This window comes from Dorea sp. AF24-7LB (genome assembly GCF_003478575.1).
Classification (GTDB): Bacteria; Bacillota; Clostridia; order Lachnospirales; family Lachnospiraceae; genus Dorea_D; species Dorea_D hominis.
Genome location: NZ_QUFR01000001.1, coordinates 200736 through 213497, shown reverse-complemented (window position 1 = coordinate 213497; position 12762 = coordinate 200736). Strand labels below are relative to the sequence as shown.

Annotated in this window: 9 protein-coding genes; all 9 read right to left on the bottom strand. The window is 41.2% G+C overall.

The window, feature by feature from the left end; all coding sequences use genetic code 11:
* Positions 1 to 84: 84 nt before the first annotated feature.
* The gene (locus DWY31_RS13855) at positions 85 to 234 is read right to left on the bottom strand and encodes a hypothetical protein (protein ID WP_158575475.1); all 150 of its coding nucleotides are present in this window, start codon (positions 232 to 234) and stop codon (positions 85 to 87) included.
* Between the two features lie 166 nt (positions 235 to 400).
* The gene (locus tag DWY31_RS01050) at positions 401 to 1708 is read right to left on the bottom strand and encodes a hypothetical protein (RefSeq protein WP_118519308.1); all 1308 of its coding nucleotides are present in this window, start codon (positions 1706 to 1708) and stop codon (positions 401 to 403) included.
* 165 nt (positions 1709 to 1873) lie between these two features.
* On the bottom strand, positions 1874 to 2437 hold the full coding sequence (locus tag DWY31_RS01045; protein ID WP_118519307.1) for a hypothetical protein: 564 nt from the start codon (positions 2435 to 2437) through the stop codon (positions 1874 to 1876).
* 573 nt (positions 2438 to 3010) lie between these two features.
* Positions 3011 to 4999 carry a 2-isopropylmalate synthase gene (locus tag DWY31_RS01040; RefSeq protein WP_021861151.1) on the bottom strand — a complete coding sequence of 663 codons (1989 nt, stop codon included), beginning with the start codon at positions 4997 to 4999 and terminating at the stop codon, positions 3011 to 3013.
* 163 nt (positions 5000 to 5162) lie between these two features.
* Positions 5163 to 6692: a sodium:solute symporter family protein gene (locus DWY31_RS01035; protein WP_118519306.1), complete on the bottom strand. Its 1530-nt coding sequence runs from the start codon at positions 6690 to 6692 to the stop codon at positions 5163 to 5165.
* A 455-nt stretch (positions 6693 to 7147) separates the two neighbouring features.
* The gene (locus DWY31_RS01030; RefSeq protein WP_021861153.1) at positions 7148 to 7621 is read right to left on the bottom strand and encodes a methylglyoxal synthase; all 474 of its coding nucleotides are present in this window, start codon (positions 7619 to 7621) and stop codon (positions 7148 to 7150) included.
* A gap of 18 nt (positions 7622 to 7639) precedes the next feature.
* Positions 7640 to 8311, bottom strand: coding sequence for a hypothetical protein (locus tag DWY31_RS01025; RefSeq protein ID WP_021861154.1), 672 nt, complete (start codon positions 8309 to 8311; stop codon positions 7640 to 7642).
* A 70-nt stretch (positions 8312 to 8381) separates the two neighbouring features.
* Positions 8382 to 10418, bottom strand: coding sequence for a DNA topoisomerase (locus DWY31_RS01020; RefSeq protein ID WP_118519305.1), 2037 nt, complete (start codon positions 10416 to 10418; stop codon positions 8382 to 8384).
* Positions 10419 to 10434: 16 nt separating this feature from the next.
* The gene (gene ppk1, locus DWY31_RS01015) at positions 10435 to 12552 is read right to left on the bottom strand and encodes a polyphosphate kinase 1 (protein ID WP_118519304.1); all 2118 of its coding nucleotides are present in this window, start codon (positions 12550 to 12552) and stop codon (positions 10435 to 10437) included.
* Between the last annotated feature and the right edge of the window lie 210 nt (positions 12553 to 12762).

Sequence of the window (12762 nt, the reverse complement as noted above, 5' to 3'; positions counted from 1 at the left end):
TTTCTTTGACTTTATTTCAGATTATCTCATCTAAGGCTTATTCTTGCACTTGATCCTGTCAGCATCATTCAATATTTCACCATTTTAGGCTTCTTTTCCTGTAAATCTTGGTTGCTTTTTGAATTTCTCCAGCCCTTTCTTTAACTGCTCTTCGGATGAGTACACTGCCAGGATTATCTCGTCATCATTCGCCGGATCGTCGTTCCAGTAGTTAAATGATAATTCATATAACATAGATTCACCTCTTTCTCAGATAATTTTCTTACATATATAGTAACAATCCACAACTCCATTTCGTGACATATAATATTAAAGTTTTTCGAAACAGCAGGGAAATTCTGTTTCATATATTCAGAAATTGCCCTGCTGTTTCTCTTTAACTATCGTACAGTTCTGTAAATCAAATCTCTATCGCATCTAACAGCTTCATATCTCCATTTTGCTGCCGCACAAACACAAAGACAATATTTCCACAAGTCTGTACCGTATATTCTTCATTCCGCTTATAGCCGTTCACTTTGCTTTCTTTGATACATTTATCATCTTTCACCTGATAACGTTTTACAGTTCCTTTGCAAAATGTCGAATAATAGTTATCTGATGCTGCAAGCACCTGTTCTTTGTCTTTGATTACCTTATGTAGAATTCTTCCCGTTGATAAATCAATCCGTGCAAATCCACTGCCTTCAAATTCTGCTAAAGAACCTGTTCGGTTCACGCCACGTCCATCATCTCCATAAGATATAAATCTCACAAGGGCAGTATTTTTCTTTACATCCGCCGACACGATGCTGTACTTGTCCGTAATACAATTTGCATAATCTTTCCATTTGTTTTCTCCGGATATTTTCAGCAAATCATCACGGACATATAAATCTTTGCCATCATAATTAACTACCATATTCTCTGTTAATACAAGCCGTTTTTCATGTTTGTCTACAAATGCAACTTCAGCGATTTTACCAGTTATTTTCAACGCTTTCTCTTTGTCCATCCATTGTACTTTGCTGTCCGACCGGTCAACAATAAGCCATAAATCCGGTAATTCCACTGCCCGGTATTCTTCTAACATCTTATTTCCATCTGCCGAATAGTCTGTTGTCTGATCTAAAATTTCCGAAGACATTTTGCCCGGTCTTGCCACATCGTCCAGATCAAAACTATACACATACCGTATTCCTTTTAAATCTTTCACATAGCAATACAGATTCTTCTGTCCTGTATAAAGCCATATCTCCGATATACCCTGACTGATTTTCCTTTTCTGAAGAAGTTTTCCCGCTTTGTCATATTGCAGTACTCCGTCGGCTACTGCGCAGTATACATATTTTTCAGACACGGAAAAATTACGGCACTCATTTGGCACAGTCACAATGTGTTTCTTATCTTCCAGAGAAAATATCTTTTTACCTTCACGATAATAATGATTCTTTCCATCAAATGCCGCTAACTCCGTACCTTCATTTTCCAGAATATCTACTTCTATACCTAGTTCTCCTGAAACTGCTTTTTCACTGATTTGTGTCATCGTAGAGCCAGACATGCTTTTTATAATTAAATTAACTGCAATAATATTGGTTACAAGAAAGACCGTCCAGATTTTCCAATTTCCTTTTCCGCTTCTCTTTCCATAATGTGCCATTCCAAATGTGCTTAAGATAATATACAGCACACATATAATAAATACTATCATTCCTCCATAATTCATAAGACACCGCCTCTCGTAATAGAATATTATCGCATACCGGATAATTTCCTTACATATATAGTAACAATCCACAACTCCATTTTGTGACATATAATTTCAAAGTTTTTAGAAACAGCAGGGATATTCTGTTCCATATATTCAGAAATCACCCTGCTGTCTTATTGCTTATATAGACAAATCCATAAGCCAATACATAAGATTTACTCCATCCAAATTAAATAAATCACACCAAGCATTATGCACTTTGGTTACAAATTCAGGACACAACAGCATCCACGGTGCAGTTACAATAGCAAATGTTAATGCATATTTTTTAATCAACATTTTTTCTATATTTAGTTTATTAAATATCCAGCGTCTGGCAATCCGGTAAATAACAAATATAGTAATTACAAATCCTATAAGAACCCATACAAATGTAACAGCTTTAAAATATATGTAGTAGCTTTCAATTGGATATTCTATATTTATATACCAAAGATTCATTAGTTTATCATTCAAAATATCAACATAGCCAAAAATGTCCACTGAAGTCATTAATATAGGAAGTAAAAACGCTGATCCTATATTAGTGATTACACATTTTGTCCAAAATATTTTTTTATTAGCAATTATTCCGTTCGTCTTCTTTAGATACTTGCTAAATATAAATAGATATAATAAATCTACTATAATGTATGTGGATATAATTACTACCCATGTTGGGTATGAATATAATATATCTATCATTTGTTTTCCCCCTTTACTTGCTTATAATATAGCCGTTCTCAAAATGTGCAGTTATTCTACGCAAAATATTCTCAACACTATCGAAATCATCTTTTTTTGTATATGAAAGTGAATATCCCGTCAAATTATACTGCTGTAATTTTTTGTTTCACTTTTACCTGATTTTGTAGAGATCCCTTTTATAAACTAGCTTCAGTTCCAAACATTACCACCCCTTTTCTTTCATCCAACCACGTCCGGATAATTTATCTTACATATATAGTAACAATCCACAGCTCCACTTTGTGACATATAATTTCAAAGTTTTTAAAAACAGCAGGGAAATTCTGTTTCATGTATTCAGAAATCGCCCTGCTGTCGTGCTGTTTATATTATTATCTTTCTTTGATTAAAGCTTATCATTACTGTAAGTATAGCAAAGTTTTGTTGCATTTGGAAGTTTTACTTACGGAATCTGCCACTGGAAGCTTCCTCCGGATACTATGGCAATTAAAAAGCACCTCTCCCATGTCCTTTTACGGAACAACTGAAAGCGGTGCTTCATCTTATTTTCTCATTTTATTCTCTTCTTAATTATTTCTGATTGCGGAACTGAATCGGTGTCATGTTGTAAGCTTTCTTGAACATACGATTGAAATGCTCCACATTCTGATAGCCGACTGTGAGTGCAATATTTTCAACGGTCATATTGCTGCTCTTGAGTAATGCTTTTGCTTTTTTCATGCGGATTTTCTTTACCAGTTCGCCAAAAGTCATGCCGGATTTTTCCTTAATATATTTGGAAATATATGGCTTGGACAGGTAGAATTTCTCTGCCAGATCATCCAGTGTCACATCAATATAATTTGCCTGAATATAATTCATAATCTCGATCATTCTTGCATCTTTGCATGTATCGGCGCTCCCAATATCTTCCAGCTTGTTGACTGCAACTGTCAGCGCTTCGATAGATGCTTTGATGATATCTGCATCGATACCAACGCCCCAGAATGGCTTGCCGTTGCAGAGGATTCCGACATAAGCAACAGCTTTGGAAGAAGATCCCTTTGTCAGAGAATGTTCTTCATAGAAGCTCAGTTCATAGCTAACGTTGAAATACTGTTTCAGTGCGTTGCTGACAGCGTCCAGACGTCCGTTACCCATTGCTGTGATCGTGCGGTTCTCATTCTGGTGATTGATCGTTACTTCTGCAGTAATTCCATCCGTCTGTTTGAAATGGCACTCGTCTACATGGAATACTGGTTTTGTATTAATGTAGTTATCAGAGAAGATCTGATATACCCATTCCGGACTCAACTCTTTGTGCGCCTTGTCGGATACGTCTTTTACAAGGTATCCGACCTCTGCACGCATCTGCTGTGGCAGGTTGATGCCGTGGCTCTGTTTCAGGATGTAGTTGACTCCACCCTTACCGGACTGGCTGTTGATACGGATAACATCGGAATCGTACTCTCTTCCGACATCCCTCGGATCGATCGGCAGATACGGAACTGTCCACAGATTGCTCTTGCTCTCTTCTCTGCACTGCATTCCTTTGGCGATCGCATCCTGGTGAGATCCTGAAAATGCTGTAAATACAAGATCTCCGGCATATGGCTGACGCTCGTAAACGTGCATTCTTGTCAGTCTCTCGTATGTCTCGCGGATCTCTTTCATATTAGAGAAATCCAGTCCCGGATCCACACCCTGTGAGTACATGTTCATACCCATAGTTACAATATCTACGTTACCGGTACGCTCTCCATTTCCAAATAAAGTTCCCTCGATTCTGTCTGCTCCTGCCAACATTCCAAGCTCTGCTGTTGCAACACCGCATCCACGGTCGTTATGTGGATGTAAGCAAAGAATAACATCATCTCTGTATTTCAAATGTTTATTTACATACTCTAACTGACATGCAAATGTATGTGGCATCGCATTCTCTACGGTTGTCGGAATATTGATGATCGCTTTGTTGTCAGCTGTAGGTTTCCATACATCCAATACTGCATTACAAACTTCTACTGCATAATCTACTTCTGTTCCATGGAAACTCTCCGGGCTATACTGGAATGTGAAGTTACCATCTGTCTCATTTGCCAGTTTTAACAATAACTCTGCACCATCTACTGCAATCTTCTTAATTTCTTCTTTGCTTTTCTTAAATACCTGTTCTCTCTGTGCAACAGATGTAGAATTATAAAGATGTACAACTGCATGTGGAGCACCTTTAACTGCTTCAAATGTTCTCTTGATAATATGTTCTCTTGCCTGTGTCAGTACCTGTACAGTAACATCATCCGGAATCATATTTCTCTCGATCAATGTGCGCATGAACTGGTACTCTGTCTCAGATGCTGCCGGGAATCCGACCTCAATCTCTTTGAATCCGATATCTACAAGCATCTGAAAGAACTCTAACTTCTCTTCCAGACTCATTGGCTCGATCAGTGCCTGGTTACCGTCACGTAAGTCAACGCTGCACCAGATCGGTGGTTTTTCAATGTGATCTTTCTTTGCCCAATCGTATGTGACCTCCGGCGGCATAAAATAAGACCGCTGATATTTTTCATAATTTTTCATGTGTATTACCTCTCCTTCTATACAAAACTCATTGAATAATAATCATCAATTTAGTTGTTTATTTTTAACACTCACTTATACTAACACAGCTACATTAAAAAGGGAAGTGGTAAATTTAATCACTTCCCTTGATGTTTTTTAATTTATTGTATTAGATTGTGTCTTATTTTGCCTCCAAAGAGCGTTTTTTCGTTATCACGACTTTTTCATCGTAACATTCAAAAATCTGATCCACCTTTCCGGTATCCGGTTTCGGTGATAATGCGCTCACTATCGGCACAATGATAAGTCCTGCGATCATCGCGATCGCTCCTGCATTGATTGGTGAAGCAATGTAGCCGATAAACATGTTCGATACGGTAATACCGACACCTGCTGCGAAGCTTGCCCATACAGCCGCTTTGGAAACTCGTTTCCAATACAATCCATATAAGAACGGTGCCAGAAATGCTCCGGCAAGTGCGCCCCAGGAAATTCCCATAAGCTGTGCGATAAAGGTCGGTGGATCTAATGCGATCGCTACGGAAAGCACGATGAAGAATACGATCAGTACCTGCATCGTCCGCACCTGCTTCTTCTCGCTCATATTTTTCATAACATTGTCTTTTAAGAAATCCAGTGTCAGTGTAGAACTGGATGTCAGTACGAGTGATGCCAGCGTGGACATGGATGCGGATAAGACAAGTACGATCACAATTCCGATCAGGATGTCCGGTAACGTAGACAGCATATACGGAATGATACTGTCAAAGACGACATTTCCTGTCTCATCGTAAATAGATGCATTGTCAAATAATCGTCCGAATCCTCCGAGGAAATAACATCCTCCGGAGATCACAACTGCAAATAATGTAGATATCACAGTTCCTGTATTGATTGCTTTCTCGTCTTTGATCGCGTAGAATTTACCGATCATCTGCGGCAGTCCCCATGTTCCGAGGGATGTCAGGATTACAACGCCTAACAGGTTCAGCGGATCCGGTCCGAAAAAGGATGTAAATGCACCCGGCTGTCCCATCGTCACAGGTACATCACTTGGAATCTCTGCCATCTTGCGAATGGCCTGGATAAACCCTCCCTGTCCGCTAAGAACAGCTCCGATAACTCCGATAATTCCGCCTAACATGATGATTCCCTGGATGAAATCGTTAATCGCTGTCGCCATATAGCCTCCGAGGATAACATACACTGCTGTAAATGCTGCCATTCCGAGAACGCAGTATGTATATGGAATGTTAAATGCCATTCCGAACAGTCTGGATAATCCGTTGTATACGGACGCTGTATACGGTACAAGGAAAATAAATACGATTGCTGATGCAGTAATTTTCAGTGCCTTACTTCCATATCTCTCTCCGAAGAAATCCGGCATTGTCTTGACATTCAGATGCTGCGTCATAACTTTGGTTCGTCTTCCCAATACAACCCATGCCAGCAGACTTCCGATAATCGCATTGCCAAGTCCGATCCATGTACTTGCAAGTCCGTATTTCCATCCGAACTGTCCTGCATAGCCGACAAATACAACTGCCGAGAAGTAGGATGTTCCATATGCGAAAGCAGTCAGCCACGGTCCTACTGACCTTCCTCCAAGAACAAATCCGTCAACACTGGTTGCATGCTTTCTTGAGTATACACCTACCGCCACCATCACAGCGAAGAATAATACAAGAAGTACAATCTTGATTCCCATAATAAACCCTCATCTTTCTTTTACTTTTGTTTCTCTCGTTCCTTTTTAAGCAGAGGTTAGCTTCTCAATTCCTATCTTTCACCTTTTTTTACTAACTCCGTTTCGCTTGTCACTTTAAAGCGTAACGCTTTAAAGCATTAAAGTTTTAATTTCTTTTCATAGGATATCACAGCAACTGTGTACTTGTCAATAAATTTTCTCTCTTTCACCTTATCAATACCTGTAAAACCTGATACTGGCAGATTTCTCAGATACTATGGCAGTAAAAAACAACCACCTTGCATGTAATATTGTTTTTATAACAATGTTTTCCTGCATGATGGCTGTTTTTTATTCTATATAATCTTTACACTATAATTATAATACCTGTAGATTGTTCCATGCTTCGCACTCTCACAATCCCTCTCTCTATTCGCATATCGTGGTCTTAAAATCCCACTTTCATGCTCATATCATTACTTCATCTGATTCACGCGGTCCTGAATCGTCTTGTTGAAGTTCTCAACCGTACGGTTGTAGCTTTCAGACATATATTTGGACTGCAACATGAAATCTGCTGTTGCAAGGTTATTTGCAACCGGGATGTCATAAACAACGGCAATTCTAAGCAATGCCTTTACATCCGGATCGTGCGGCTGTGCCTCTAACGGATCCCAGAGGAATACCATGAAGTCAATCTGTCCTTCTACGATCTTGGCACCGATCTGCTGGTCTCCGCCTAACGGACCACTGTTGTAAGCTTTCACCGGAAGCCCGGTCTTCTCTGCGATCAGTCTGGCTGTTGTTCCTGTTCCGCATAAGAAATGATTTTTCAGAATGTCTTTATTTCTGTCACACCAATCTACAATTTCTTTTTTCTTTCCGTCGTGTGCTACCAGTGCAATGTGTTTTGTTTTCGCAATTTCAAATGATACATATCTGTCGTCCATATCTGGTCCTCCCTATCATTAATCTTCGTATTTCTCAACCACTTCACCCTGCTTTTTGTAAATGCTGTTTGCCGGCACATAACCGCGCACGCTGGAAAGCGGGTAAATATTGGTGTGGCTTCCGATCACACTTCCCGGATTCAGGATGGATCCACATCCGACTTCTACTTCGTCTCCGACCATAGCGCCGAATTTCTTGATTCCGGTCTCGATATTTTCTTTCGGTGTCTTCACAACAACCAGTTTCTTGTCTGATTTTACATTGGATGTAATAGAACCGGCTCCCATGTGGGACTTGTAGCCAAGAATCGAATCACCGACATAATTGTAATGCGGTACCTGTACTTTATTGAACAGGATAACGTTTTTAAGCTCTGTAGAGTTTCCGACAACCGCGCCTTCACCTACAATCGCATTTCCACGAATAAATGCACAGTGTCTGACTTCTGCGTTCTTTCCGATGATCGCAGGTCCGTGTACATAAGCAGATGGAAATACATTCGCTGATTTGGCGATCCATACATCCTCTCCTACTTTGTCATATTCCTCTTCCGGTAATGTTTTTCCCAGTTCCAGAATGAAAGCACTGATCTTCGGCAGCACTTCCCATGGATATGTCACACCTTCAAAAAGATTTTTTGCGATTGTCTCATCCAGTGTGTATAACTCCTTCACTGTTATTTCTTTCATTTGTTTCTTTTCTCCTTTACAGTAATCTCTCTTTTGTATCAGCATACCACGTTCTTAAGTAGCTGGCAAATCATTTACCTTTATTCGTCTTCTTATAAAACTGCGCGATCTTATCATAGCAGTTTCTGAGCTGGCTCTGATTTCTGAGTCCGCGCACACCCTCGGTGCGACTGACGATAAAATGATCCAGCTTCTGCATATATTCTTCGGAAGTGATGTCACCTTCCGCAACATAGTTGAGTCCTTTTTCCCAGCTTGCGGTCAGTTCCGGGTTAAGGAGTGAACGGATGGAATTCTGCACAACGTCATATACCATCTCTCCGAGCATGGACGGAGTTACGATCTGCGTCTTTTTATTAAGAGATAAATATTTGATGTTAAATAATTTTTTTAAAATCTCTCCCCTTGTTGCACTTGTTCCGATTCCGCTTCCTTTAATCTGTGCACGCAGTTCCTCATCTTCGATCAACTGCCCCGCATTTTCCATTGCAAGAATCAGTGAACCGGAATTGTAACGCTTCGGCGGTGATGTCTTTCCCTCTTTGATGTCTAACGCTTGTACCGGGAGAGACATACCCTTTTTTAACGTCTTGATCTTCTCAAAAAAGTTTACATCCGCCTCCATCTGTCCATCGTTTTGTCCGTCATCCGGACTGTCAGCGTTATTTGTCTTTGCTTTTTTCTTCGCCGGATTGCCTGCGACTTTCAGATACCCTTCTTCTGCCAGTACTTTGAAACTGGAGAAAAAGGACTCTTCCTTGATTTTCGTCACAATCGCAACTTTCTGGTATACAGCCGGTGGATAGAAAATACTCAAGAAACGTCGCACGATCACTTCATACACCTGTTTGGACAGATGGGATAAACCATTCAACGCCCCCATACCCTGTCCGGTCGGAATTATTGCATAGTGATCTGTGATCTGTTTGTCATTTACATACCTTGTCTTCTCCAGTCCTTTATGGGAACCGAAGGATACGATTTCTTTCAGATATGGAACGGCAACGTCATATTTCATCAGCCCGTTTAAGTTCTTGTGGATCTCTTTTGCCACTGCTGTTGAGAGGACACGGGCATCCGTTCTCGGATATGTAACCAACTTCTTCTCGTATAATTCCTGCACGATCCTGAGTGTCTCATCCGGGCTGATCTTGAATCTTTTGGAACATTCATTCTGGAGCTCCGCCAGGTTATAGAGAAGCGGCGGATTCTTCTTTTCCTTTTTCTTCTCAATGGAAGTGATCTGACAGGTCAGTGGTTCATTATTTTCTTTAAAATACTGAATGAGCGCCTCTGCTTTGTCTTTTTCTTTGAAACCATTTTCCTTATAAAGATCAAAGGATTCAAAATAGCGGGAGCCCTTCACGGCGCGCCATTCTCCCTCGAATGTCTGTCCGCTCTCCCCGATCGCACTGAGCACACGGTAAAATGGCGTCTCCACAAACTCACGGATTTCCCGCTCTCTGCGCACGACCATTCCGAGGACGCACGTCATGACACGTCCTACCGATATCACGGAATATTTTGTATTCAGGTAACTGGAAATACTGTTCCCGTATTTCAGTGTCAGCAGTCTGGAAAAATTAATTCCCATCAGATAGTCTTCCTTCGCGCGAAGATAAGCGGACGCCGACAGATTATCATACTCGGAGAGGTCTTTTGCTTCTCTGATCCCTCTTAATATCTCTTCCTCTGTCTGCGAATCAATCCACACACGAAGCCTTTTCTTGCCGGTCACCTGTGCCTGCTGCTCCACCAGGCGGTAAATATATTCTCCTTCTCGCCCGGAGTCGGTACAGACATAGATTGTATCCACATCCGCTCTGTTTAGTAACCCTGCCACAATCCGGTACTGTTTTGCAACACCCGGGATTACTTCGTATTTGAATTCCTGCGGAATAAAAGGCAGAGTCTCAAGGCTCCACCTTTTCAGTGACGGATCATACTCTTCGGGATAACTCATTGTAACGAGATGCCCAACGCACCACGTTACAACGGCTTCTTCCGATTCCAGATATCCGTCTTTTCTCTTTGCAAAAATATTCAGTGCTTTGGCAAATTCCTGCGCCACACTTGGTTTCTCCGCGATATATAATGATTTCCCCATATATCTTATCTAACTCCTAGTGAAATATATTTTTTATCTTTGATAAAAGACCTTTTTTCTTCTTCGGTCGTTCTTTTGTTTTCTCTGCCGCCCGGATCATCTCGTCCATGAAAACTGCCTGTGAATCAATATATGGTTCTGTCAGTTCTCTCTTTCTGTAAGTGCCATCTTTCTGTAAAATACGCGCTTTGATATTATCACTTAACATCACTTTCAAATCATGATTAATAATTTTCTTAATCTCTTCATCCAACACCGGACACGCAACTTCCACACGTTTTTCTGTGTTTCTCGTCATCATATCTGCCGAACCGATATAGATCTTCTGTTCTTTTCCGGTTCCAAAGCTGAAAATGCGCGGATGTTCCAGAAAGCGTCCGACAACGCTCATCACGCGCACATTTTCTGTATATCCCGGTACACCCGGAAGAATACAGCAGATACCGCGCACGAGGAGATCTACTTTTACACCGGCACAGGAAGCCTTAGATACTTTCTTAATAAAATCAACATCTGTGACGGAATTCATCTTCATCACGATGCGTCCTTTTACGCCTTTTTTAATCTCCTCATCCATCATTACAAGAATTTTCTGCTTCAGACTGGCCGGTGAGACGATCAGATACGTATAATGACCATCCAGATTACCCGTCGCCATATTATTGAAAAATGCAGACGCATCTTTTCCAATAGCCGGATCTGCTGTTATCAGAGACAGATCGGTGTACATTGTTGCTGTCTTCTCGTTATAATTACCGGTTCCTACCTGGGTAATATACTGGATATCTCCACGGTTCCGGTAAGTGATCAGGCAGATTTTGGAATGGACTTTGTAATTTTCAAATCCATAGATTACACGGCATCCGGCTTCTTCGAGACGCTCAGACCAGTCAATATTATTCTGCTCGTCAAATCTTGCCCTCAACTCAATGAGAACGGTAACTTCTTTGCCATTCTCTGCTGCAGCACACAAATATTCTACCAGTCTCGCCTTACTTGCCAGACGGTAGATCGTAATCTTGATCGTCAGCACATTCGGATCTGTCGATGCTTCTTTGATGAGATTCAGGAACGGCTGCATACTTTCATATGGATAGAATAATAACAGGTCTTTCTTCCGGATCTGACGCATGATACTGCCATCTTCTACTGCCGCAGACGGCTGTGGTGAAAACGGCGGATAGATCAACGCTTTCTTCAATGGCTCCGGCAATTTTCCGCTAATTGCAAAAATATATGACAGCTTCATCGGCATCTTTGTCCGGAAAATCTGATCCGGAGTGATCTGGAATTTCTCGCAGAAAAATGCCTGCATATCTTCGCTTAATTTCTCAGCTACTTCCAGGCGTACCACTGCCATTTTTCTTCTCTTATGCAGGGTGCTCTTCATAAGTTTGCGGAAATCGTCCGTTACTTCCAGTGCCTCATCATCCGGCGCAACGTCTGCATTTCTTGTCACGCAGATGTAGTTTGCATCGGAAATGTCATACCGGGTAAAGACAAGATCCAGATATTCCATAATCACTTTTTCCATGCGGATATAACGGATATCCTTGCCTGGTAAATATAAAATATCGGAAATAAACTGCGGAACCGGAACGATACCCATATGCACTTTATTTTTTTTGTCTTTCTGTGTAAGACTTGCCGTTACATAGATTTCTTTATTCAGAAGATGTGGGAACGGATGATTCGCATCCACAATCTGCGGAGACAATACCGGAAGAACCTGTTCTTTGAAATATTTCTTCACATATTTTCTTTCCTGCTGGTCTAACTCTTTAAAATCCAGCCCGCACACACCGTAAGGACTCAACTGACTCTTGATGTCAGCATAGGTCTTATCACGCTCTTTGTAAAGCGGTGCCACCGCAGCGTAAATCTTCTCAAGCTGTTCCATCGGTGTCATGCCGGACCGGCTGTCCGTTGCCTGCGCATCTGTATGTGCCATGTCAAACAGACTTCCGACCCGGATCATGAAAAATTCATCCAGATTGCTTGTGAAAATCGCTACGAATTTCATTCGCTCCAGAAGCGGAACGGTAATATCTCTTGCTTCTTCCAGTACCCGTTTATTAAATTCCAGCCAGGAAAGCTCCCGGTTCTGTGTATAATTCAAAATTTCTTTTTTCATGTCCTCTCATCCCTTCCTGTCTGTGCGTGATTATTTCTGTATTCTGCATGCTCCCACAAGATTACATCCTACTTTCGTATGTTTTCTATCATACCACATTCTGCTCGGACGGACAAGAAAGGAAGGCGTAAGCCCGATTGTGTCCCGGCTCGCCTTCCTTTTGATCTGGTATTATATATCATGATACCAACGGATTACTACGTGCTAACG

What these genes read in the sequence shown, in the direction of transcription:
- DWY31_RS01045 (WP_118519307.1), bottom strand. Translation starts at nt 2,437, where the DNA reads ATGATAGATATATTATATTCATACCCAACATGGGTAGTAATTATATCC.
- ppk1 (WP_118519304.1), bottom strand. Translation starts at nt 12,552, where the DNA reads ATGAAAAAAGAAATTTTGAATTATACACAGAACCGGGAGCTTTCCTGG.
- DWY31_RS13855 (WP_158575475.1), bottom strand. Translation starts at nt 234, where the DNA reads ATGTTATATGAATTATCATTTAACTACTGGAACGACGATCCGGCGAAT.
- DWY31_RS01035 (WP_118519306.1), bottom strand. Translation starts at nt 6,692, where the DNA reads ATGGGAATCAAGATTGTACTTCTTGTATTATTCTTCGCTGTGATGGTG.
- DWY31_RS01030 (WP_021861153.1), bottom strand. Translation starts at nt 7,621, where the DNA reads ATGGACGACAGATATGTATCATTTGAAATTGCGAAAACAAAACACATT.
- DWY31_RS01025 (WP_021861154.1), bottom strand. Translation starts at nt 8,311, where the DNA reads ATGAAAGAAATAACAGTGAAGGAGTTATACACACTGGATGAGACAATC.
- DWY31_RS01050 (WP_118519308.1), bottom strand. Translation starts at nt 1,708, where the DNA reads ATGAATTATGGAGGAATGATAGTATTTATTATATGTGTGCTGTATATT.
- DWY31_RS01020 (WP_118519305.1), bottom strand. Translation starts at nt 10,418, where the DNA reads ATGGGGAAATCATTATATATCGCGGAGAAACCAAGTGTGGCGCAGGAA.
- DWY31_RS01040 (WP_021861151.1), bottom strand. Translation starts at nt 4,999, where the DNA reads ATGAAAAATTATGAAAAATATCAGCGGTCTTATTTTATGCCGCCGGAG.